This is a genomic window from Parvularcula bermudensis HTCC2503 (assembly GCF_000152825.2).
Lineage (GTDB): Bacteria > Pseudomonadota > Alphaproteobacteria > Caulobacterales > Parvularculaceae > Parvularcula > Parvularcula bermudensis.
Genome location: NC_014414.1, coordinates 2,030,070 through 2,052,154 on the forward strand (window position 1 = coordinate 2,030,070; position 22,085 = coordinate 2,052,154).

The following is a 22,085-nucleotide window of genomic DNA, read 5'->3' on the forward strand; positions in this document are numbered from 1 at the left end:
GGGGCCAAACCAAAGAGAAGGGGACTATCCCAAAAAAAAGCCAGACCGGCTGGTCTGGCTTTTCCTGTCGGATCGATCTTGTGGCCGACCTCTTAATATGTGGACGCATCCTCGATTTCTTCGCCGACTTCTTCGACATCCTGGCCAACACCTTCGACAGTATTGCAGCCCACAGCGGCGAGACTGAGGAGAAATAAAGCGGTCAATCGAACGAAATATTGCATGGGTGATCCTCTTCTGTTCATTCTCTCAACGTCAAAGGCGTTTGGGTGTTCCCGGGACACCGCGGAAAAAAGGTTGCCTATTCCTGTCCAATCCTGGGAACCGAATAGGTCTCACTCTCCTTATCATTCATGAAATAGCCACCATGACAGATGGGACAGACACCTGAAGTTACAGATTTTGACTTAAGTTGGTCGCAATTGCGTAATTTCATGGTGAGGATGCCCTGTGGTGTGGTACATGCAGGAGGTCATCCAATATGGATGAAGTAGGAGTATGATGGGAATGAGTGGCGTTTCTAATCGCCAAGCGGTTTGCGGTCTTCTGGCCGGCACCGTCATGATGACGGGCATTAGCCACGCTCAGCCCATCGGCGCCGCCCCCGATTACCAGGCTCTTCTCGACGAACGCCGATACGAGCAATCATGGGCGCCTCTATTGGAGGAGGCCTCCTCAGCGGCTGCAGACGGAGAGGGCGGTGCGCTCCCCCTTAGCGGCCCGGCCCCCGAAGACAATGCCGCCTCGGGGCTGACTTTTCATGCCCATCAAACCGCCGCTACCCTGCCCCAGGGCTACGCTCAGTTCCTGAAAGAAGCCGAAGCGGCTCAGACCTGTCAGCTGGTGCGCGCTGTGGCGGATCAATTCGATACCCGCGCGGCGATGGCGGCGGTGGGCAATGGGGCGAGCTTTGCCTTTGGCCAAGCCGATCATTGTTCGCCGAATACCTTGAGATTTTCGGCGTCTGGGGCGGATGACAATCAAGATGTCGGCTTTACCCTTGCCCCTGAGATTACCCATTGTGTCGATGGGGGCTGCACGGTCCGCGGGTTCAAGGGGGAGATCCGGGTCGGGGAACTCATCACGGATCAGGCGAAGGGACAGGCTGGGTGGTATATGTATGCCGCCGCCGACGGCACGCGGGTGACGTGGGATCGCCAGACCGCTCAGGGCCTTTCCGACATCGCCCAATCGGTCGACGTGGCCGACAGTATGACGATGGGCGATCTCGAAGCGGGGCTGATGATCAATCGCGGCCCGGCCGACCTCTCGCTGAACTATGTTCGCCGCCGGTCGAAATTCCAGACATGGGAAGACAAGATCGTCGACAATGAAGATTATGTCGGCGTGAAACTCAGCGTCGATTGATCTCTGGTGCCGATCGCGCCGCTTCGGGGGCGGGCACTTCTATCTCTTCGCAGGAGAGCCGATTCTCATCTCGGTCCTATCTTCCACAGGCAAGGCCCTCTAAGGACGGGCTTTTCAGTCGCTTTCCTGCGACGGAGGATCGCTTTTCATGGCTGTGAAAGTTCGCTTCGCCCCCTCACCGACGGGCAAGCTTCATGTCGGCAATGTACGCGCCGCGCTGTTCAACTGGCTGTTTGCCCGGCGAACGGCGGGGACCTTTCTTCTTCGCTCTGACGATACCGATCGGTTGCGGTCGACCACCGCATTTGAGGACCAGATCCGCCACGATCTGACGTGGCTGGGCCTCCACCATGACGAATTTGCCCGCCAGTCAGAGCGTTTTGATGCCTATCGCGCCGTCGCGGAGGAGTTGAAGGCGCAGTCTTTGCTCTACCCGTGTTATGAGACGCCGGAGGAGCTCGATCGCCAACGAAAGCTGCGACGCGCCCGCGGCTTGCCCCCGGTCTATGATCGCGCCGCCCTATCCCTGTCACCCGATGAAAAAGCGGCCCTCGAAGCGGAGGGGCGTCAGCCGCATTGGCGATTTAAGCTCAGTCGTTCGGTTGTGGAATGGGACGATATGATCAGGGGAGAGACGAAAGTCGATACCAGCTCGATCTCCGACCCCGTTCTCATTCGAGAGGATGGGCAATTTCTCTACACGCTGCCGTCATGCGTCGACGATGTCGATATGGGCATCACCCATATTATCCGTGGCGAAGATCACGTCACCAACACCGCGGCGCAACTCGAAATCTTTGCCGCCATTCTATCGATTCGCGGCGGGGGGGATTTGCCGCAATTCGGTCACCACTCCCTGCTGGTGGGCAAGGATGGTGAGCAATTGTCGAAGCGACTTGGTTCGCTGACAATTGAAGACCTCCGCGCGCAAGGAATTGAGGCGGCGGCGATCACGAGCTTGCTGGCCCGTCTGGGGACGGCGGACCCGGTTATCCCCGCCGCTGACCTCGACATGCTGGCCGAGGGCTTTGCCTTCGATCGCCTGGGGCGCGCGCCTGCGCGGTTTAATCAGACGGAATTGATCGCGCTGAACGCCCGCCTCCTCCATGAGATGCCCTATGAACGGCTCAAAGGGCGGCTCGCGCAATTGGATATCGATGACCGCCTGTGGGAGGCGGTGAAAGGCAATATCGAAACCATCGCCGACGCGTGCGAATGGCGTGACATCATTGAAAAGCCCATCGAGCCGGTCATCGCCGAAGAAGACCGACCGGTTACCGAAGCCGCCGCCGCCGCTGTGCCCGATCGCGAAGTGGGGCCAGAAGATTGGCCGGCCATTATCGATGCGGTGAAGGCTGAAACGGGGCGAAAGGGAAAGAAGCTTTTCATGCCCCTTCGGCTGGCCCTCACCGGAAAGAGCTTCGGTCCTGAGATGCCGGTCCTCTTTACGCTGATCGGCGCTGCGCGCGCCAAACAGCGTTTCCTCGGTGAAGACGCCTAGAGCCGTTTCAGTCCCCCCCTAGTTGTGAAACGTCGCTTGGCCTTTGTCTGATCCCCTTTTCAAGCGAACCGGTTCTCCCATCGCTGAAAAGGGTCTAGATTATTGGTGAGAGGAACGCCCATGAGCCGCAAGAACGATTTGCCGCCAAAGGCCCACGAACCGAACGCTGAAATCGAGACGATCATCGTGCCAAGGGCGCGCGATCTCGGCGGGTTCTCGGTTCGCCGGGCGCTGCCCTCGTCTGAGCGACAAATGGTTGGGCCGTTCATCTTCTTCGATCAAATCGGCCCTGCTGAATTCGCGCCGGGTAAGGCCGTGGATGTGCGGCCGCATCCTCATATCGGTCTGGCGACCGCCACCTATCTTTATGAAGGCGCGTTGCGCCATCGCGACAGCCTGGGCAACGCGTTGGATATTACGCCGGGGGCGGTCAATTGGATGATTGCCGGAAAGGGCATTACCCATTCCGAGCGGAGCCCAGAGGAAACAAGGGGTCAGGCGCGCCGACTGTCCGGCATTCAAACCTGGGTGGCCCTCCCACAGGATAAAGAGGATATGCCGCCGCATTTCGAACACCATGGGGCGGCGAGCCGGCCAGTCCTGTCCGATAAGGGGGTTGAGATGCGGGTCATTCTGGGAAGGGCCTATGGCGAAGTGGCGGCGGCCACCCTTTTGTCCGACACGCTCTATGTCGATGTCCATCTCGCCGAAGGGGCAAGTGTTCCCGTTCCCGACGATCATGAAGACCGGGCGATCTATGTCGTCGACGGGCGGTGCCGCGTGGCCGGGCAAACAATTGAGGCGGGCGAGTGCGCCGTCTTCGGATCGATAAACGCTTTGACTCTCAAGGCGGAGGAGGGGCCTGTGCGCCTTCTCCTCTTTGGGGGCGAGACGGCCGATGGCCCCCGCCACATTTGGTGGAATTTCGTTGCGAGTTCGATGGAGAAAATCGAGGCGGCGAAGGCGGACTGGGCCGCGGCGCGTTGGCAGGAAGGGCGATTCCAGCTTCCCCCCGACGACGCCGAAGAGTTCATCCCCCTTCCGTCGCCTTAGAGCCCTTATCAAGCGACGTGGAGACCGGTTCGCGCGATAAGACAAAGACTCAAGAGACGGTCACAGCACCGATCCAATTGAAACGGCTCTTTTTGATGACCTGATCGATCACCGCCTAGGGGGAGGGGCCCCTGGACAGTCGTCGAGGGGCGTCAGGCCGGGCGCTTGGGGCTGCCGCGCATCACCGTCTCGCCCACAAGGTCCGGACGTCGCAACAGACGGAAGACTTTATCCGCTGTCATCCGGCGTTTTTGTTCCGTATCGCCAAGCCGTGAATAAAGTTCACGGGTCGTCGCATTCTCTGCGCCCATCTTTTTGCCCTAAATGTAACCAGCCATTAACCAGTCTGATCGCGCCAGGGTTAACGGGTCGTTAACAACCGTGACCCTTAGAGCGCAGGGGGGGGGAGAAAAACGCCGTCGCCGGACCCCGATATCCGTTCACTCACTCTGTGTCAGGACGTAGTGCCCGGGGGCGTCCTCAAGCACCGGCAAGTCGCCGTCACCTGGCTGGCGAGCCGGGACAGTGCCTTCGGAGCGATCGGCGAGCCATTTGATCCAATAGGGCCACCAGGAATAATCATGGCGCTCGGCGTCTTCTTTCCAGTCCTCGACGGTATCAGGCAATTGATCGTTCGTGCTGTAGTGATATTTCTTCTTTTCCGGGGGGTTGATGACCCCGGCGATATGGCCTGAGCCCGCCAGCATATATCGGACATCTCCGCCGAACAGCTTAGCCGATCTGTAGACGGATTGATATGGCGCGATGTGATCGTTTTCTCCCGCCTGCATGAAGATAGGGATGTTCACCTTGGAGAGATCGATCTTCACCCCTTCGATCTCCAATTCGCCTTTTGCTAGAAGATTGTCGCGATAGAAGTTCTTGAGATAGAACAGGTGGCACGCCTTGGTCATGCGGGTGGCATCCGCATTCCAGTAAAGAAGGTCGAACTTTTTCGCCTCTTTTCCCTTGTAATAGTTATCGACAAAGGCCGACCAGATCAGATCGTTCGGGCGCAGCATATTGAAGGTTCTTGCCATGGCGGAGCCTTCGAGCACGCCGCCGGCCGCGTCGATCTGTTTTTCCAAATTGTCCAGCTGCTTATCGTCCACAAAGAGGAGCAGATCGCCGGCTTCTTCGAAATCGGTCTGGGCCGTGAAGAATGTCGCTGTCTTGATTCGATTGTCATCGACCTGCGCCATATAGGCCAAGGTGACGGCGAGGAGGGTGCCGCCGATACAATAGCCGATCGTATCGACCTCATTGCATCCGGTCGCTCGTTCGATCGCTTCGAGGCTCTCGAAGATCCCTTCACGCATATAGTCGGGGAAAGATTTATCCTTCAACGAAGGCTCGGGATTGACCCATGACACCAAAAATACGGTGCGGCCCTGGGCAACCAGCCATTTGATAAAAGAATTCTCCGGCTGCAGATCGAGGATGTAGAATTTGTTGATCCAAGGCGGGTAAATCACAATCGGCCGCTCCGCGACATTCTCGGTGACCGGTGTGTACTGAATAAGCTGCATCAGATCGTTCTGATAGACCACCTTGCCGGGGGTTGTGGCGAGGTTCTCGCCGACCTTGAAATAGTCGAGGTCGGCTTGCTTGATCGCCAGCTCTCCCCGACCTCGTTCGAGATCGTCCATGAAGTTGCGGAACCCGGCCACCCAGTTTGCCCCCTGGCTGTTCAGGGTCTCGTCGATGACTTCTGGGTTGAGCGCGGGGACATTGGTCGGTGACATGGCGGCCAGGAACTGGTCGGCATGGAAATAGGCCCGGCGCTTTGTCGCGGCATCAACGCCCTCGGCATTGGCAATGGCATTGTCGACCCATTCCCCAAACAGAAGATAGCTCTGCTTGATGAAGTCCAGCATGGGATTTTCCTCCCAGGCTTTATGTCGAAAGCGTTTGTCCCCGGGTTTCGGCTGCGCAATGGGGCTGGCTTCTACGCCCGACATCCGTTCCAGAGTCGTTGAGAAGAGCTTTGTATAGTTCTCCCACAGGCCCAGTTGTAATTGCATGAGTCGGAGAGGGTTTGAGGTCAGCGCCGCGGCGACTTCGGTGCCGGCTTCGCTTACATTTAAGGGATCGGGATTGGTCTCGGTATTTTTACGCCCAAGATCGGCTCTCCGATCGACAACGTCTTCGAGGATCTCGCGTGTCCGGACATTGATTTCAGCCATATACTCGGCGAACTTTTTCATATCCGTGTAAACGGGGGCCGCCGGATCGGCCTTCAGCCCTGTCATGGCGGCCGCCTTAGGCGCAGTCTTCGTTGTCGCCTTCTCTGGAGCCGCCTTCTCTGGAGCCGCCTTCTCTGGAGCCGCATTCTCTGGGGCCGCATTCTCTGGGGCCGGTGTCTTCTCCGAGGAAGACGGGGCGGAGGAGGTCGCGGCACGCTCACTGCTGGCGCCCTTCGCGGCGCCCTTGGCGGGGTCGGCCGTCTGCGGCGCGCTGCCCGGTTGGTCTTGCTTCTCTGCGGCGGCCGCCAGGTCGATCCCCTCCTCCTTCGGGGAGGCGCTGCCCTTATCCTCGAACGTCTTCACCGCAGAGATCTTCCGCGGGGCGGAGGGGGCCCGCCGAGGGGTGCGATCAGCCGAAGGCTGCGGCGGTGTTTCCGCCGGTGCGGCCTTTTTCGACGCCGCTGTCTTTTTGGTGGGGGTCGTCTTTTTTGTCGCCGCGCGTTTCGTTGCGGACTTGCGGCGCGGGGAAGGAGAGGTCTTTTTTTGATTGTTCTCTGACATCGGATTCCTTGCCTTGAGGCGATGGGCGTGCGTAGACGCGGTCTCGACTGATGTACGGGCCTATAGGGCGGACGCAACGGGGGGGCGAGGGTTTCATGCGGCGAGCCATCGAAATCGCGCTTACTGCTGTGGTCGGTTGCGGTTTTTTAAGCAGTTGCGAAACGGACGTGCCGCAGAGCGTGGGCCTTGAGGGGACGGAAAACCAAGTTATCGCCGACCGAATCACCCAGCGCACGGCCGAGGCAGCGGCGGCGCCGCCGCGCCCATTGTCCACTGTGCCCGACGAAGCGCCGGCGATGCCGAGTGATATCGCCCTGGCGGCGGATCGGTCGGATTTGGCCGAGACACGGGCGACGGTGCGGCGGGCTGTTACCGATGCGCAGCAAGCCGAAGCCGATGCCGCCCTCAGGGCGCGGGCAGACCGTTTACTCGCCCAGCTTGAACGGGATCGCGCGATTGCCAGGTCTGTCGGCTCGTTGGCTGATCGCTTTCCGAAGGAGGACCGCCAATGAGGATAGGAGTGGCCGGATTGGGGACTGTGGGGGTGGGTCTCCTACAGCTCCTGGCCGATGAGCGGAGAGCTGGACGCGCCCGCATCGAGGCGACGGTGACCGCCATATGTGCCCGCGACCGGCGCCGGGATCGCGGGATCGATTTGGCCGACATGACATGGGTCGATGATCCGGTCGCGCTGGCGGCCTCGGACGAGATCGATGTCTTTGTGGAGCTGATGGGGGGCGCGTCGGGGGCGGCCAAAACCGCCGTGGAGACAGCGCTAGAGGCGGGGAAACCGGTGGTCACGGCGAATAAGGCGCTGATCGCTGCCCACGGCCTTTCACTTGCGCGCCTTGCCGAAGAGCGGGGGACGGCCCTGAAATTCGAGGCGGCGATCGCCGGGGGCGTGCCGATTGTGCGCGGCCTGCGCGATGGCTTGGCTCTATGCCATACAGAGCGACTTTCCGGCATCCTCAACGGGACCTGTAATTTCATCCTCGACAAAATGACGGCCGAAGGGGCGGCATTCGACGAGGTTCTCAAGGAAGCGCAGGAGGCCGGCTACGCCGAGGCGGATCCGAGTTTCGACATCGATGGCATCGATGCGGCCCATAAACTCCATATTCTGGCGATGATCGCCTTTGACGCCGCCCTGCCGGACGATGCGGTCACGGCGCAAGGGATCACGGGCGTGGGTCTTGGAGATCTGGCGATGGCAACGCGCCTCGATCGGGTCATGAAATTAGTCGCCGAAGCGCGACAGCAGGGGGACGGCTTGGCCTTGAGGGTCACGCCGGCGCTTGTGCCGTACGATCATGCCTTCGCCCAGGCGCATGGGCCGGGTAATGCCGTTTCCGTTACCGCCAGCCCCCTTGGCGATCTGCTCTTTGCCGGACCCGGCGCGGGGGGTGGGGCCACCGCAGCGGCCGTGGCGGCGGACCTTTGCACGCTCGCCCGGGGGGACGGCGGCCCGGTCTTTGCCAGTCCCGCCATGAGATTGCGAGAAGTGACAATTGCCGATGCGGGCGACATCCAAGACATCTATGCCTTGCGCTTACCCTTGGCGGCGGATCATGGGGCGCTCGACGATCTCGTTACCGATATCGAGGCGGCGGGGGTTGGCATTGATCGCCTCGATTTGCCCCCTTCCTTAGGCACAGCGGGGGACATTGACGCCATTGCGGTAACGACGTCCGTAAAAGCGCGTGACCTACGCTCGGTTTTAGATAAGCTTTCCGCGCAATCAGCCCTTCGCCATGCGCCCGGGGCCTATCCCATGATCGATCCTTAAAGAATCGATCCTTAAAGAGTTGAGGAATGAGTTTAATGAGCACCTCCACCGAATATCTTGACCGTTTTCTCGCCATTGAACTCAGCCGCTGCACTGAGGCGGCGGCGGTTGCCGCGTCGACCATGATCGGTCGAGGAGACAAGGAAGGGGCGGACCAGGCGGCGGTGTCAGCGCTGCGCGACGCCTTCAACAAGCTCGATATCGATGGGACGGTGGTGATCGGCGAGGGAGAGCGCGACGAAGCCCCGATGCTCTTTATCGGCGAGAAAGTCGGGAAGGGCGGCCCGGCCGTCGACATTGCCCTCGACCCGCTGGAGGGCACGACCCTGACCGCGAAGGCGATGCACAATGCCCTCGCCGTGGTCGCCATGGCGACCGGTGGCTCACTCCTCCATAGTCCCGATGTCTATATGGAAAAAATTGCCTGCGGGCCGGGCTATCCCGATGGGGTGATCGATCTGGACGCCTCGCCGCGGGAGAATATTGAAAATTTGGCGAAGGCAAAAGGGGTCAAGCCGTCCGAGCTGACGGTCTGCGTCCTCGACCGTGAGCGGCATCAGGCGATTATCGATGCGGCCCGGACGGTCAATGCGCGGGTCTTCATGATTCCCGATGGCGATGTGGCCGGGGTGTTTCACACCACCGATCCGAATACCGGCATCGACCTCTATCTTGGGTCCGGCGGGGCTCCCGAAGGCGTCCTTGCCGCGGCGGCTTTGCGCTGTGTCGGCGGCCAGATGCAGGGGCGGCTTATTTTCCGCAACGACGATGAACGGGCGCGCGCCGAAAAGGCCGGGATCACTGATCTTTCCAAGAAATACAGCCTGATGGACATGGCCTCCGGCGATGTGATGTTCGCGGCCACGGGCGTGACCGATGGGTCCATGCTGAAGGGCGTCAAGTGGAAGGGTGATCGTGTCGAGACCAATACGGTTGTGATGCGGTCCAAATCCGGCACGGTCCGTTATCTCGAAGCGTCGACCAAATCCGCCAACTACGATTTCCTGAAATAAGCGGTCACCGAAAATAGGCGCGCAAGGTCGGGGCCCGTCTTGGACGAGTGCCGCCCGGGGGGGGAGGGCGTCTTTTTTCTGGCCTTAGGTGCGGCGCAACACTTGTAATTCCTGCGGTGTTCTTTAGCGACAGGGAGGTGTCTCAAACCCGAACCCTCCTGCCGCTCCTCCTGGCCGCTGCCTTTTTGCTGGCGTCCAACGGTCTTCAAACAACAATGCTTGCGCTCCGCGGAATCTCTTCAGGGTTTCCCGATGCCGTGATCGGGTTACTCCTGTCGGCCTATTTCGCCGGTTTCATCACAGGCTGCCGCTATGCCCCGCGATTGATCCAAAATGTGGGACATATTCGGGCCTTTACTGCCTTCGCCTCCATTGCCTCTGCGGCGGCTCTGGCGCATTCGCTTGTGACGGTTCCGTGGGCGTGGCTGTTGCTCAGGGTGGTGACCGGCTTCTGCTTTGCCGCCTTGCAGATCATTCTTGAGAGCTGGTTGAACGAAATCTCCACCAATGAAAGCCGGGGACGGATTCTCTCGACCTATCGGATCACGGACTTCAGTTCGGTGACGGTGGCGCAATTGGCGGTGGGTCTGTTCGAACCGACGGATTTCCCGCCCTTCATCGTGATGTCCATCGGGCTGTCGATCGCTCTTGTCCCGATTGCCTTGACCCGTGTGGCGGCGCCGGCGCCCCCTGCCAGCGCCAAGCTCAATGTGCGGAAACTCTTCCGCGTGTCGCCCCTGGCGGCGGTGGGCGCGTTCGTTGTGGGGGTCTCCTCGGCGGCTTATTGGTCCCTCAGCCCGGTCTTTTTGACCGCCGCAGGGTTCACGAAGGAGACGGTCGGGGCGTTTATCGCGGCGATCATTTTTGGCGGTGCGATCGGTCAGTGGCCGATCGGCGCCCTCTCTGACAAATTCGACCGGCGGCGAGTGATCATCGCCGTCTCAATGGGCACCGTGATTACCGCGCTTGGGATCCCGGCGGTGGCGGAGCTGGGGCGGGGCCCCCTTCTCATCGCTGGTTTTGCCTTCGGTATTTTCGCTCTCCCAGGGTTCGGTCTCGCCGTAGCCCATGCGAATGATCACGCCGAGCAGGGGGAGGCGCTATCGGTGAATGGAGGTCTCTTGATGCTGTTCGGGGCCGCATCGGTGATCGGCCCGATCATCGCCCCGCCCATCATGGCAACTTTCGGCAATTCGGCGCTCTTTTTCCTGGTCGCGTCCGTCTATGCCCTTCTGGTGGCTTTCGGCCTCTATCGGATGACGGCCCGCGCGGCGCCGGAGGTGCAGGAGCCCTATGTCCCGGTTCCGCGCAGTTCACCGGCTATTTTCGAGCTGGATCCGCGGATTGACGATACAGCGGACGAGGAGACGGAGGAAGACCGCGACGATCAGGGGGCGGAAGCGGGCGGCCAGTCGTCGGCGACGGCGCCCTGAAGCCCAAAGCCCTCCAAAGAGCGTTCCGTCCTTCTTCAAGGGGGGAGAGGGGCGGAAGAAGGGGGGCGCCGGGAGATACGAACAGCCAATTCCGGTGTCTCCAGCGCATTTTCAGGCGACATGGGCACCGGCTCGCTTGAAAAAGCGCGACAATACAAAGGCCTAGAGATCTTTCCCGCTTCGCATTGACCTGAAACGACTCTCGATCCTGGCGCTGGTCAGCCCTCAACTGAAGAGGTCGATCGCCTCTCCCTCCATCGGCGGCGTCCAGACATCCTCTGTGGAGAAGGCGCTGTCGAGGTCGACCATCTCCTCGCCGAACGTGTCGGCAGGTGCGTCGGTCGGCTCGAAGAAGAATTTTCCAAGGAAGAAGGCGGCGTTCACGTAGGAAAATTCAAACGTCTGGCCGACAAGGGGAAAATCACCCTGATCGTTGAAATGCCGCAGCACATATTCGGAGGCGGCCTCGCCATCGACGGCGATGTCGATTCGGGCTCCGGGCAGGAAGCCCGGCCAGTTGAACCCATTATTGAAGGTTACCTCAAGAATGGACACCGGCTCGCTGAAGGTGAGGGTCAGTGTTTCCCCCTCCGTCACAGCGGCTCCAAAGGAGCCACGGAAGAAAAATCCGCCCGGTGCCCCCACGCCGAGGCCACCGTCAAAGACATCGTTTCCAGGATTGAGGTCGAACAAATTGACCGAGGTCGTGCCGCCATTGGTGCGGCCGGACGCGGTGACGGTTACATCGCTCTCAAAATCCGGACCGAGGGGAATATTTTCATCTGCGTCCCATAAAGTGGGGGGGCCGAAGGTGAAGTCGTTCATGACCACATTCCCAGGCTGCGAAAGCCCCACAAAATCAAATACAGATACAAGTCCCGCCAGCCTTGCCTGACTGGTCTCAAACAGTTCGACCATGTCCCTTACCCCACCACAACGATCATTATCTCGTCAGGATTGACGAAATTCACGGAGAATGCAAGCAAAAGGAGTAGGGTAAAGAAGCGCAACTACACACTTCTTTACTCGCATTATTCTTGATGAGCCTCTCAGTTGGTAAACGCTGCGCAGGCCACCCGTCCGCCCGCACCCCCAATGGGCTGGGTTTCGTGATCGTCGGGGTTTTCATGCACAATCAGCGCAAAGCCATCGTCGTCGAGGCCGAGATCGGCGGTCAGGCCTTCGGCAAACAGCTCGGCGCGCAGATGGCCGGTCCCGTGGGCATAGATATTCGGCATGTCGGCTTCGGAACGCCCCGTCGCGTTCAAGAATCCATGGGGCACGCCCGCCGGATTAATGTGACCGCCTGAGGCCTGAAATCCGGCGTCTGGGTCACTGCAATCGCCGACTTGATGGGCATGTATGGCGTGAAATCCTTGGGTCAGTCCTTCAAGGTCCACACGAATGACCATGCCATTGGGGCCGGGGGTGGCAAAAGCAGTGCCGATGCGGGCGCCGCTTGGATCGATGAAATCCGCGGCCAGGGCGTCGGCACCGGGGGCCGCGGCCAAGGGGCCGTGATCGGCCATGGCTGGGCTTGCCGCTTCGCTCTCAGGTGAAGGCGGCGGCGTGCCGTTACCGCAGGCGACAAGGGGGAGGGCGAGGCTCGCGCCCAGGAGGCGAAGAGGGCGATAAGGGGGCATTGCGAGAACTCCTTGTTGTGCGTGGCGATCCCAAAGCGAATTTGCTAACGCCGTGTCGACAGTGATTCCTGTTTCAACCGACATAGGGCGACGTGGCCGACTCAAAAGACGAACATACCGAGAATATTCCCCCCCAAGGCGCAGGATCCGGTGACGGGGAGGAGGGGATCGCCCCGATTTCGATCACCGAAGAGATGCAAAAGTCCTATCTGGACTACGCCATGTCCGTCATCGTGAGCCGCGCGATTCCCGATGCGCGGGATGGCCTGAAGCCCGTTCACCGGCGGATTTTGTGGTCCATGCAGGAGCAGGGGTACACCCATGACAAGCGGCATCGGAAATCGGCCAATGTCGTAGGGGACGTCATCGGGAAATATCACCCGCACGGTGATACCGCCGTCTACGACGCATTGGTCCGCATGGCGCAACATTTTTCGATGCGGCTGCCGCTGCTTGATGGCCAGGGGAATTTCGGGTCCATCGACAACGACCCTCCCGCCGCCATGCGGTATACTGAGGTTCGAATGGCGGCGCCGGCGGAGGCGCTGCTCGCCGATATCGACAAGGATACGGTTGATTTCCACGAGACCTATGACGGGGAACGGCAGGAGCCGGGGGTCTTGCCCGCACGGTTTCCGAACCTGTTGGTCAACGGCGCCGGCGGTATTGCCGTCGGGATGGCAACGAACATCCCGCCGCATAACCTTGGAGAGATCATCGATGCGACGGTCCGGTTGATTGATGAGCCCCATGTGTCGGACGAGGAGCTGCTCTCGATCGTGCCGGGGCCGGACTTCCCCACAGGGGCGTCGATCATGGGGCAATCGGGTGCCCGTCAGGCGTTGCTCACCGGGCGGGGGTCCGTCGTCATGCGGGCGACCACCGCGGTCGAGGAGGTCCGTAAGGACCGCTTTGCCATCATCGTTTCCGACATCCCCTTTCAAGTGAACAAAGCGGCCATGGTCGAGCGGATCGCGGGGCTTGTGCGTGAGAAGAAACTCGAAGGCATCGCTGATTTACGAGATGAAAGCGATCGGCATGGGATCAGGGTCGTTATCGAGCTGAAGCGCGATGCCAATGCCGAGGTCGTGCTCAACAACCTCTATAAGCAAAGCCCGCTTCAGACGTCCTTCGCCTATAACCTTCTCGCCCTCAATCGGGGGCGACCGGAGCAAATGACTCTTCGGACCGTCCTCAAGAGCTTTGTGGATTTCCGAGAAGAAGTCGTCACGCGGCGGACGAAGCACCTGTTGATGAAGGCGCGAGATCGCGCCCATGTCCTGGTCGGACTGGCCATCTCCGTGGCCAATATAGATGAGGTCGTTCGGTTGATCCGAGAGGCGCCCAATCCCGCCGCCGCGCGGGAGGCGTTAATGGGCCGAAATTGGCCCGCCAAGGATCTAGCGTCGCTGGTGGCCCTCGTCGCCGACCCGCGCCATAGCCTGCAGGAGGACGGCAGCCTCCGCCTGTCCGAAACCCAGGCCCGCGCTATCCTCGATTTGCGGCTCCAACGACTGACCGCCCTGGGGCGCGATGAGATCGGCGATGAACTGCAAAGCCTCGCCGATAAAATCGCTGACTATCTTCAAATTTTGCGTGATCGTGATCGCGTACTGACGATCATCAAAGACGAGCTGGCCGATGTGCGGGAGCGCTTCGCAACGCCGCGCAAAACCCAATTCATCGATGCCATTGAGATGGAGGATGAAGACCTCATCGCGCGCGAGGACATGGTCGTCACGGTCAGTCATGCCGGCTATGTGAAGCGGACCTCTCTTGACACCTATCGGGCCCAGCGCCGGGGCGGAAAGGGCCGGTCCGGCATGGCGATGAAGGACGATGATTTCATCAGCCAATTATTTGTCGGGAATACGCACACCCCGCTGTTGTTTTTCACTGATCGGGGGATGGCGTATAAGCTGAAATTGTGGCGCCTGCCCGAGGGGGGACCGACCTCCCGCGGCAAGGCGTTCATCAATCTCTTGCCCCTCGATCAGGGCGAGCGGGTGACCAATATCCTGCCCCTTCCCGACGACGAAGCCCAATGGGCGGATATGGACATTGTCTTCGCCACGCGGAGCGGCAATGTTCGTCGCAATAAGCTCTCCGATTTCACCAATGTGAATAAGGCCGGCAAGATCGCCATGAAGCTCGATGAAGGCGATGCCTTGGTCGGGGTCGGGATCGCGCGGGAAAGCGAAGACATTCTGCTGACCACGCGTAACGGGATGACCATTCGTTTCCCGGTCGACGCGGTGCGGGTCTTCAGTGGGCGCACCTCAACGGGGGTGCGGGGTATCAGGTTCAAACCCAATGACGAGTTCGGCGAGGACGGCGTCATGTCCATGGCGATCCTGCGGCATCTCGACGTGTCCTCCGAAGAGGCCAAGGCCTATCTCAAACATGCCGCCGCCATGCGGCGCGCGGCCGGAGAGGGAGAGACCGAAGGCTCCGACGCTGAGGCGGAGGGGTCGGAGGCAGCCCTCTCCACAGAGCGGTTGGCCGCAATGCAAGCGGCGGAGCAATTCATTCTCACCGCGACGGAGAACGGCTACGGCAAACGCACCTCCTCCTTTGAGTACCGCACCTCAGGGCGCGGCGGTCAGGGGATCGCCGGGATCGTCACCTCGGCGCGCAACGGCCGGGTCGTGGCCAGTTTCCCTGTCGAGGATGCCGACGAAATCATGCTGGTCACCGATGGCGGTCAATTGATCCGAACGGGCGTGGCCGATATCCGTGTGGCGGGTCGCAATACCCAAGGGGTCAAGATCCTCACCACGCGGGAGACCGAACGGGTGGTTTCCGTCGAGCATGTACCCGAAGCGCAAAATGACGACGACCTCCCCGACGATGAAACGGAGATGTAAGCCATGGGCGACATTATCGGCCTTTACCCGGGCACTTTCGATCCGATCACTTTCGGTCATACGGATATCATTCGACGGGCCGTCAAGCTCGTCGACACCCTGATCGTCGGGGTGGCGATCAATCAGGAGAAGAGCCCGCTTTTCACCCTCGAAGAGCGCGTCGCGATGATCAAAGCGTCACTGGAGGGAATGGACCTTTCCATCCGAGGACAGATCGTTGTCGAGCCCTTCGACGACCTGTTGATGACCTACGCCGAAAAGCGAAAAGTCGATGTCATCATCCGTGGGTTGAGGGCTGTGTCCGACTTTGAGTATGAATTCCAGATGGTCGGGATGAACAGCTTCCTGAACGAGGATATCGAGACCGTCTTCCTGATGGCCGATGCGCGCTATCAGGCCATCGCGTCGCGACTGGTGAAGGAGATTGCTCAGCTCGGGGGCGACATCAATGCCTTCGTGCCGGCGACCGTGGTGCCGCAACTGCTCGCCAAGGTCGGGCGCCGATGACGGCGGTGCTGATGGGGCGGCCGCGCTCCATCAATGTCCGCAAGGCGCTCTGGGCACTGGATGAGGTGGGGGCGGATTATCGCCACGAACCCTGGGGCGAGGCGGGGCTCTCCCTCAATAGCGATGCATTCGTGGCCCTCAATCCCAATCGCCTCGTGCCGGTCTATCGGGAGGGAGAGATCGTCCTTTGGGAATCCAACAGCATCTGCCGCTTTGTGGCGCGCAAAGCCGCTCGGGAGGATCTCTTGCCCCAGGATTTTGTGGCGGCCGCGGCGGTCGAGATGTGGATGGATTGGAGCGCCACGACCCTCGCTGCGGCCTGGCGCTATGCCTTCATGGCGCTGATGAGAGACAAGCCTGGCTATGATGACCCCGGCGCCATCGCGCGGAGCGTGACGGAATGGAATGGGCGCCTTGCCTTGCTCGATGCGCATCTTGCGGCGGGCGGGCCCTATGCCTGCGGCGATCATTTCACCCTCGCCGATATTTGCCTCGGCCTTAATGTGCATCGTTGGCGCGCCACGCCCATCGATCATGCGGCGCTGCCGGCTCTACTGGCCTATGATGCCCGGTTGCGGGACAGGCAGGCCTATCGGCACTGGGCCGAGCCGGATCTGGCCTAGAGCCGGTGCGGGTCAACCCAAGTCGTAAAACGTCTCCAGCTCTTTGGTTTTGTCGCCTTTTTTCCTGCGCCCCGATGCTCACGTCGCTTGAAAATGCTCCGGCGCGCAGGATCGCCCTGACTGTCCAAGGGGGGCCACCTCACCTTGCCCATGGGCAGGTCGTGCCTCTCCGAGGATTAAGGGGGGCGGCCTTTCGGTTTCGGGCGGCATCGGGTATCGGTCCCCTTCTAGCTTTTTCGGTCAGGTAACGGATGACGATCTTTTCACCTTCGATCCTTGGCGGGGCCCTCGCCGCGGTGGGGTTGGCGATGGCGGCCCCCGCAGCCGCCGCGACGATGGCTGTGCAGTCAGCCGCCGAGCGGCTTTTGGAGAACGCGCCGGAGGAGGCGTGGAAGGCCGTGTCGCCTCAGAACCTTCTCGTGATGGAATTGCCCTCCGGGCCGATGATCATCGAAATGCGTCCGGACCTCGCGCCCAATCATGTCGCGCGCATCCAAACGCTGGCCCGTCGCCGCTTTTATGATGGAGCGCCTTTCCACCGAGTCATCGAAGGGTTCATGGCCCAGGGGGGCGACCCCACCGGGACCGGCGAAGGCGGGTCCTCCCTGCCGGATCTGCAGGGAGAATTTGCCCAACCCATCGAGGCGGTTGCCGACAAGGCCATTATCGGACGCGACAGTCGCGCCGCCCAAATCGGGTTTGTCGGGTCGGTTCCCGTGGGCACTCAACCGCCGACGCTCCCCAGCCTCCTTGTCGACGATACCGTCGCGCTGTGGGGCCTGCATTGTCAGGGGGTGATGTCGATGGCCCGAACCAACGATCCCAATAGCGCCAATAGCCAGTTTTTCGTGATGTTCGGTGACAATCGCGACAGCCTCGACCAGCGCTATACCGTTTGGGGAAGGGTCGTCGACGGCTATATCAATGCGCGCCGGATCAATCGCGGGGAGCCACCGACCAGGCCAACGCCAATCGTTCGTGCTCGGTTGATGAGCGATTTGCCCACCGATCAACGAAAGACGATCGAGGTCCTGGATCCCAGCACGGCCGTCTTCAAAGATTATCTCAGGGCGCGGGGCATTCTGTCGGCTGACGGATTTGTCGAGAATGCCTGCAATGTGTCCGTTCCCGTCCGTATCAATGGAGAAATTACCTCGTGACGAAACTGAAATTGGAACTGGAAACTGGGGATGTCGTCATCGAAACTTTCGAGGACAAAGCCCCCAAGCATGTTGAGCAAATCACCAGTCTGGCCGAGGATGGCTTCTATGACGGACTGACCTTTCACCGGGTCATCGAGGGGTTCATGGCCCAGGGCGGTTGTCCCGAGGGGACGGGAACCGGCGGGGCTGAGGAAAATATCCCTGCCGAATTCAACGACGTGAACCATATCGAAGGGGTCTGTTCCATGGCGCGGGCGAACGATCCGAACTCCGCGTCGAGCCAGTTCTTCATCTGTCTTGACGACGCATCTTTCCTCGATGGTCAATACACGGCCTGGGGACGGGTGGTCGAAGGCATGGAGGCGGTGCATGCGATCAATAAGGGGGAGCCGCCGCGCAATCCCACCAAGATCAAGTCCTTCCGCAAGGCATAGGGTCGGCGTCTACCGAGGGGCTTGGGGACGGCCGCGCTTTGGTCAGTCCTCGGCCTACCCGATCGGTGGCGGCGCTGGGTGCGCCGCCCCGGCAGCGGCGAGCCTCGCTGCTCTTTGTGTCAGGGCACGGGATGCGAAGGTCAGGGTGATGAGGCCAATACCGCAATATCCGCCAAGCGCGATCAATTGCGCGGGCAACCCAATGCCGAAATCGATCAAGGTGCCGGTCAGTCCCGGTCCGATGGCGGTCGCCACCACCATGAACGGCACGAGCGCGGACCTGATGGCGCCCAAATGCGCGGTGCCGTAGATTTCGGGCCAAAGACTGCCGAACAGGGTCGAGGAAAAGCCGTAGGAGACCCCCAGAAGCATCATGAAAAGATACAGGCTCCATGGCGCGCTCATCACGCCGGCGATGACGCAGGAACAGCCGAGGGGCGCCAAGAAGTAGGGCAGGATCCGGCAGGCGCCGAACCGATCGATCAGAGCGCCGCTGATCAGGGCGAACACCACGGTCGTCAGCGCCATCACGGTAAAACTACTGGCGAAGAGGGCCGGAGGCCACTCTCTGAGGGTGGTAAGGGTGTCCTGATGAAAGAACAGGGTGGTGCCCACCAGGGGGGGCGCCAGGACCCCAATCAGCAGCGCCCAGAAGAGGGGGTCCGCCATTACCTCCTGCCGCGTCCAGCTCGGCCCGCCCTGCATCACGTCCGCCTGTCCTTTGGGCTGTCGCTTTGTCGAGAAAGCCCAGACGCCCACGGGCAGGGCAAACAGCATCAAGCTCACCGCCCCGGCGATCCAGCCGCTTTGCCACCCAAAGCTCAACGCAAAAGCCGTGAAGGTGAGCGGTAGCAGGGCCTCTCCCGTTTGATGGCCAAGCACCACCAGGGAAATGGCGCGCCCCCGCTGTGCCGCATAGAACCGGCCAATAGTCGTCAGCGCGATATGGGTCATCATTCCTTGGCCGAACAGGCGAAGCAGATAGAGCGCAATGGCAAGGGCGGCCACGCTCGGCGCCCCGGCCGCCAACAGGGTCGCGAGGGCGAGGGTCGGGATGGTCAGGGCGATGACCCGAGGGATCGGCCATATATCCACGAGGCGCCCGACAAATGGCAGGCTGACCGCACTCGCCAAGGTCGCCACCATGTAAAGTTGACCGAAGCCCCCAGTAGAGAGACCCAACGATGCCTGCCACTCATTGGCCGATGCGGAGATAAAGAAGGTCTGACCGAAACTCGAAAAGAGGGTCAGGACAAAGCCCCCGCCGATCCAGCGAGCATTGCGTTTGAGAAAGTCGAGCATGGGGAGGCTTTGTCGCAAGCTCCCCCCTCTGACAAGCGTCGCGGCTTAGGGCAGCATGGAGAACCGATCCCGGACCGCGTTGATGAGGCGATCCTGAATAGGCATCGATTCAACAGAACCAACCACCCCCACCAGCAGGCTGGTCGTGTCCTCAGCCTTCTGATCCAGTCTCACGATCACCGGCATGGTCTGTCCGGGCGGCAGATAAGTGATTGTCGAGGCATACAACCGAAAGTCAGTGTCGACCACCACCCCCCCGGTCCCAGTCATCACCGACAGCACGGTGTCCCGCACGATGGGCTCGGGATAGGGAAAGCTCGATCCCTCCCACAGGCTCACATCGGCTACCTCAATATCGGTCGGCACTTTAGCCGAGCCGAAGGGAAAACCAAGGGCGATCAGACTAAGCAGCAAGAGCATGCGTACCGAACCCTCCTTTGATGCCGCCAAAGAGCATCACGGTTCGGTGGACCTTGTCCAGCGAAGGGTAAATGAGCGACTAATCCCTAGGGGCTGATTTAAATATTTTGTCTTTTTTAACGTAAAACGCGTCTCTTACCGTCGGAACCCGGACGGCAGGACCTCCATGCGCGGAATAAGAAGAACAATTCTCTTCAGCGTAGCCATGTCGGCGACGGTGAGTTATGCCCAAGCTGATGATCTTGAAGGGATGAGCCTTGAGGAGCTGCTCTCCGCTGAGGTCACCTCAGTTGCGAAAAAGCCCCAAAAAATCAACGAGACAGCCGCCGCCATCTTCGTGATCGACGAAGAGGATATCCGTACCAGTGGCGCGGACAGCATCCCTGAATTGCTGCGTCTGGTGCCCGGTGTTTTCGTCTCGGAGGTCAATGACTCCATCACCGGGGTCTCGGCACGGGGATACACCTGGCGGTATTCGAGCAAGATGTTGATTCTCGTCGATGGCCGCGAGGTCTACTTGCCGGTCATTTCAGGCGTGCTGTGGGATGCGCAATTGTTACCGGTTGAGGATATCGATCGGATCGAAGTCATCAGGGGCCCCGGCGCGACACTCTACGGGGCGAACGCCCTCAATGGGGTGATCAATATCGTCAGTAAGCACGCTGCCGGTACCCTCAATACCTACGCAACGGCGCGCGCGGGCGTCACGACGGAAAGCGGTAGCGAGTTTGGCCGCCTCTATGCTCGGCGCGGGTTACGCTTGGGCGAAAACGCGACGGCGCGGGTGTGGACGACCTGGCGGCGGGTTTCCTCCCAAGTCAGCGATGAGGGGGAGACCTTCCATGCGCCCTCCGATCGATTACAGATCGGGTTCAGAGGGGATTGGGAACCCAATGATGCCGATGCCTTCACGGTCCAAGGCAGTTATGTCCATAATAAGTTTGATACGACCTTCTTCAATCGGTTCGAACAACCGATCACTCAGGAATTCGTGACGATTCCTGATAATAAGCACAATGAGTATAATATTCTTTCCCGCTGGACCCGGACATTCGAGCAGGGAAATTCAATGACCCTGCAGAGTTATTTCACGTCGATCGAACGCGAGGATAATGGATCCTTGCTGATGAGCGACATTCTCGACATCGACTTTTCCCACGCCCTGACACTGAGCGATCGCGCAGAAGCCATGTGGGGCGTGAAATATCGCCATACCCGCGATGGCATCGAGGCAAAGGACCCTGACACCTTCGTTCGGTTGACATTGCCCAATGAAAATCGCGACCTGTTCGCCGGGTTCGTTCAGGGGGATGTGTTCGCCCTGGACCGCCGGCTGCGTGTTTCTGCGGGGACGAAACTGGAAAACAATGAATTTACTGGCACCGAAGTCCAGCCCAGTCTTCGCGCCATCTACTCACTGGATAAGGCCAGTTTCTGGGGAGCAGTATCGCGGGCTGTCCGCACGCCCTCGGCCATTGAGACCAATGGCAATATCGGCATCACCGTCGGGGCTGGCCTTCTCGAGCCGCCAAACCCTCTGCCGATCGAGCTCCTTATTTCGGGCACAACCAATGAAGGGGTGGCCGAGAAGTTGATCGCCTATGAGCTGGGCTGGCGCCAGCAATTTGGAAATCAGCTGACCCTCGATATGACGGCATATTACAATGCGTATGACGATATCGGCGGGATGTACGAGACGGGCGGGGGCTTTGTGCTCTTGCCGTTCGGCCCCGGGGGCTCACCCGTGCCGGTTCCGATCAGCGCCGAATATGGCTTTACCTATGATGAGGATGATGAGGGCAAAGGGATTGAGGTCCATGCCCTGTGGGAACCCCATCGCGACCTCCGTCTTAATTTCATCGGCAATGTCTATGAGCGTAATCTCGAATTCCGTGAAGGCGTGTTCGAGACGCCGACCTATTCCTTTGATCGAGGTCGCGACCCGGCTCTGCAATTATCGGTGAAGGCGGACTATCATTTCTCTGATCGTACCGATGCGTCGATTTGGTCCCGCTATGTCGGGCAGCTCGAAGACGATGTCGTGCCTGCTTATCAGGATCTTGATATCCGTTTGAGCCACAGATTGACCCCAAGCTTGAATTTAACGCTTCTTGGCGAGAATCTCCTTGAGCCCAGTCGGGCCGAAGGGACCCCGATCCTCTACCCAACGGCCGCCGGTGAGGTCGAGCGGAGGGTTTCCATTTCTGTCGCGGTAAAGAATTAGG

20 protein-coding genes are annotated in these 22,085 nt (G+C 60.2%); 13 read left to right on the forward strand and 7 right to left on the reverse strand.

Going from position 1 to position 22,085, the window contains the following annotated elements:
• Positions 1 to 92: 92 nt before the first annotated feature.
• On the reverse strand, positions 93 to 224 hold the full coding sequence (locus tag PB2503_RS09610; RefSeq protein ID WP_013301060.1) for an entericidin A/B family lipoprotein: 132 nt from the start codon (positions 222 to 224) through the stop codon (positions 93 to 95).
• A 283-nt stretch (positions 225 to 507) separates the two neighbouring features.
• On the opposite strand from PB2503_RS09610, the gene PB2503_RS09615 reads away from it, so the two are divergent.
• From PB2503_RS09615 to PB2503_RS09625, 3 genes are all read left to right on the forward strand, one after another.
• Positions 508 to 1,368 carry a hypothetical protein gene (locus PB2503_RS09615; protein ID WP_148235249.1) on the forward strand — a complete coding sequence of 287 codons (861 nt, stop codon included), beginning with the start codon at positions 508 to 510 and terminating at the stop codon, positions 1,366 to 1,368.
• Positions 1,369 to 1,516: 148 nt separating this feature from the next.
• Entirely contained in the window at positions 1,517 to 2,869 is a 1,353-nt protein-coding gene (gene gltX / locus PB2503_RS09620; protein ID WP_013301062.1) for a glutamate--tRNA ligase, read from the forward strand.
• Positions 2,870 to 2,989: 120 nt separating this feature from the next.
• Positions 2,990 to 3,922, forward strand: a complete 933-nt coding sequence (locus PB2503_RS09625) for a pirin family protein (protein ID WP_013301063.1) — start codon at positions 2,990 to 2,992, stop codon at positions 3,920 to 3,922.
• Positions 3,923 to 4,074: 152 nt separating this feature from the next.
• On the opposite strand, the gene PB2503_RS14710 is transcribed toward PB2503_RS09625, so the two are convergent.
• Together PB2503_RS14710 and PB2503_RS09630 are read right to left on the reverse strand one after the other, a co-directional pair.
• A complete protein-coding gene (locus tag PB2503_RS14710; RefSeq protein WP_013301064.1) occupies positions 4,075 to 4,233 on the reverse strand; it encodes a hypothetical protein in 159 nt (52 codons plus the stop codon).
• Positions 4,234 to 4,362: 129 nt separating this feature from the next.
• Complete coding sequence (locus PB2503_RS09630; RefSeq protein WP_013301065.1) at positions 4,363 to 6,669, reverse strand: PHA/PHB synthase family protein; 2,307 nt, start codon at positions 6,667 to 6,669, stop codon at positions 4,363 to 4,365.
• Between the two features lie 95 nt (positions 6,670 to 6,764).
• Between PB2503_RS09630 and PB2503_RS09640 the strand changes: the two genes are divergently transcribed.
• From PB2503_RS09640 to PB2503_RS09655, 4 genes are all read left to right on the forward strand, one after another.
• Positions 6,765 to 7,181 carry a hypothetical protein gene (locus PB2503_RS09640; RefSeq protein WP_013301066.1) on the forward strand — a complete coding sequence of 139 codons (417 nt, stop codon included), beginning with the start codon at positions 6,765 to 6,767 and terminating at the stop codon, positions 7,179 to 7,181.
• The gene (locus tag PB2503_RS09645; protein ID WP_083811048.1) at positions 7,178 to 8,455 is read left to right on the forward strand and encodes a homoserine dehydrogenase; all 1,278 of its coding nucleotides are present in this window, start codon (positions 7,178 to 7,180) and stop codon (positions 8,453 to 8,455) included. Before PB2503_RS09640 ends, PB2503_RS09645 begins: the two co-directional genes overlap by 4 nt.
• A gap of 35 nt (positions 8,456 to 8,490) precedes the next feature.
• Positions 8,491 to 9,468 carry a class II fructose-bisphosphatase gene (gene glpX, locus PB2503_RS09650; RefSeq protein ID WP_013301068.1) on the forward strand — a complete coding sequence of 326 codons (978 nt, stop codon included), beginning with the start codon at positions 8,491 to 8,493 and terminating at the stop codon, positions 9,466 to 9,468.
• Positions 9,469 to 9,605: 137 nt separating this feature from the next.
• Positions 9,606 to 10,901 carry an MFS transporter gene (locus tag PB2503_RS09655; protein WP_013301069.1) on the forward strand — a complete coding sequence of 432 codons (1,296 nt, stop codon included), beginning with the start codon at positions 9,606 to 9,608 and terminating at the stop codon, positions 10,899 to 10,901.
• Between the two features lie 225 nt (positions 10,902 to 11,126).
• Here the strand turns inward: PB2503_RS09655 and PB2503_RS09660 are convergent, their stop codons facing one another.
• Both PB2503_RS09660 and PB2503_RS09665 read right to left on the reverse strand, forming a co-directional pair.
• Positions 11,127 to 11,819, reverse strand: coding sequence for a hypothetical protein (locus tag PB2503_RS09660; RefSeq protein WP_013301070.1), 693 nt, complete (start codon positions 11,817 to 11,819; stop codon positions 11,127 to 11,129).
• A gap of 131 nt (positions 11,820 to 11,950) precedes the next feature.
• A complete protein-coding gene (locus tag PB2503_RS09665) occupies positions 11,951 to 12,544 on the reverse strand; it encodes a superoxide dismutase family protein (RefSeq protein WP_013301071.1) in 594 nt (197 codons plus the stop codon).
• 92 nt (positions 12,545 to 12,636) lie between these two features.
• Here PB2503_RS09665 and gyrA point away from each other — a divergent pair, with 92 nt between their 5' ends.
• From gyrA to PB2503_RS09690, 5 genes are all read left to right on the forward strand, one after another.
• A complete protein-coding gene (gene gyrA, locus PB2503_RS09670; protein WP_013301072.1) occupies positions 12,637 to 15,411 on the forward strand; it encodes a DNA gyrase subunit A in 2,775 nt (924 codons plus the stop codon).
• Positions 15,412 to 15,414: 3 nt separating this feature from the next.
• Positions 15,415 to 15,918, forward strand: coding sequence for a pantetheine-phosphate adenylyltransferase (gene coaD, locus PB2503_RS09675; RefSeq protein WP_013301073.1), 504 nt, complete (start codon positions 15,415 to 15,417; stop codon positions 15,916 to 15,918).
• The gene (locus tag PB2503_RS09680) at positions 15,915 to 16,541 is read left to right on the forward strand and encodes a glutathione S-transferase family protein (RefSeq protein WP_013301074.1); all 627 of its coding nucleotides are present in this window, start codon (positions 15,915 to 15,917) and stop codon (positions 16,539 to 16,541) included. Before coaD ends, PB2503_RS09680 begins: the two co-directional genes overlap by 4 nt.
• Before the next feature lie 422 nt (positions 16,542 to 16,963).
• Complete coding sequence (locus PB2503_RS09685) at positions 16,964 to 17,701, forward strand: peptidylprolyl isomerase (RefSeq protein WP_274377719.1); 738 nt, start codon at positions 16,964 to 16,966, stop codon at positions 17,699 to 17,701.
• The gene (locus PB2503_RS09690; protein WP_013301076.1) at positions 17,698 to 18,138 is read left to right on the forward strand and encodes a peptidylprolyl isomerase; all 441 of its coding nucleotides are present in this window, start codon (positions 17,698 to 17,700) and stop codon (positions 18,136 to 18,138) included. The genes PB2503_RS09685 and PB2503_RS09690 overlap by 4 nt, the downstream gene beginning before the upstream one ends.
• 54 nt (positions 18,139 to 18,192) lie before the next feature.
• Here the strand turns inward: PB2503_RS09690 and PB2503_RS09695 are convergent, their stop codons facing one another.
• Entirely contained in the window at positions 18,193 to 19,440 is a 1,248-nt protein-coding gene (locus tag PB2503_RS09695) for an MFS transporter (RefSeq protein ID WP_013301077.1), read from the reverse strand.
• 45 nt (positions 19,441 to 19,485) lie between these two features.
• Entirely contained in the window at positions 19,486 to 19,860 is a 375-nt protein-coding gene (locus tag PB2503_RS09700; protein ID WP_013301078.1) for a hypothetical protein, read from the reverse strand.
• A gap of 205 nt (positions 19,861 to 20,065) precedes the next feature.
• Here PB2503_RS09700 and PB2503_RS09705 point away from each other — a divergent pair, with 205 nt between their 5' ends.
• Positions 20,066 to 22,084, forward strand: coding sequence for a TonB-dependent receptor plug domain-containing protein (locus PB2503_RS09705; RefSeq protein WP_013301079.1), 2,019 nt, complete (start codon positions 20,066 to 20,068; stop codon positions 22,082 to 22,084).
• The last annotated feature ends 1 nt before the right edge of the window (position 22,085 follow it).

Excerpts from the sequence above, each read along its gene's own strand:
- PB2503_RS14710 (WP_013301064.1), bottom strand. The coding sequence starts at position 4,233 with ATGGGCGCAGAGAATGCGACGACCCGTGAACTTTATTCACGGCTTGGC.
- PB2503_RS09625 (WP_013301063.1), top strand. The coding sequence starts at position 2,990 with ATGAGCCGCAAGAACGATTTGCCGCCAAAGGCCCACGAACCGAACGCT.
- glpX (WP_013301068.1), top strand. The coding sequence starts at position 8,491 with ATGAGCACCTCCACCGAATATCTTGACCGTTTTCTCGCCATTGAACTC.
- PB2503_RS09695 (WP_013301077.1), bottom strand. The coding sequence starts at position 19,440 with ATGCTCGACTTTCTCAAACGCAATGCTCGCTGGATCGGCGGGGGCTTT.
- PB2503_RS09680 (WP_013301074.1), top strand. The coding sequence starts at position 15,915 with ATGACGGCGGTGCTGATGGGGCGGCCGCGCTCCATCAATGTCCGCAAG.
- PB2503_RS09705 (WP_013301079.1), top strand. The coding sequence starts at position 20,066 with ATGTCGGCGACGGTGAGTTATGCCCAAGCTGATGATCTTGAAGGGATG.
- PB2503_RS09640 (WP_013301066.1), top strand. The coding sequence starts at position 6,765 with ATGCGGCGAGCCATCGAAATCGCGCTTACTGCTGTGGTCGGTTGCGGT.
- PB2503_RS09610 (WP_013301060.1), bottom strand. The coding sequence starts at position 224 with ATGCAATATTTCGTTCGATTGACCGCTTTATTTCTCCTCAGTCTCGCC.
- coaD (WP_013301073.1), top strand. The coding sequence starts at position 15,415 with ATGGGCGACATTATCGGCCTTTACCCGGGCACTTTCGATCCGATCACT.
- PB2503_RS09630 (WP_013301065.1), bottom strand. The coding sequence starts at position 6,669 with ATGTCAGAGAACAATCAAAAAAAGACCTCTCCTTCCCCGCGCCGCAAG.
- PB2503_RS09665 (WP_013301071.1), bottom strand. The coding sequence starts at position 12,544 with ATGCCCCCTTATCGCCCTCTTCGCCTCCTGGGCGCGAGCCTCGCCCTC.
- PB2503_RS09645 (WP_083811048.1), top strand. The coding sequence starts at position 7,178 with ATGAGGATAGGAGTGGCCGGATTGGGGACTGTGGGGGTGGGTCTCCTA.
- PB2503_RS09615 (WP_148235249.1), top strand. The coding sequence starts at position 508 with ATGAGTGGCGTTTCTAATCGCCAAGCGGTTTGCGGTCTTCTGGCCGGC.
- PB2503_RS09685 (WP_274377719.1), top strand. The coding sequence starts at position 16,964 with ATGGAATTGCCCTCCGGGCCGATGATCATCGAAATGCGTCCGGACCTC.
- PB2503_RS09660 (WP_013301070.1), bottom strand. The coding sequence starts at position 11,819 with ATGGTCGAACTGTTTGAGACCAGTCAGGCAAGGCTGGCGGGACTTGTA.
- gltX (WP_013301062.1), top strand. The coding sequence starts at position 1,517 with ATGGCTGTGAAAGTTCGCTTCGCCCCCTCACCGACGGGCAAGCTTCAT.
- PB2503_RS09700 (WP_013301078.1), bottom strand. The coding sequence starts at position 19,860 with ATGCTCTTGCTGCTTAGTCTGATCGCCCTTGGTTTTCCCTTCGGCTCG.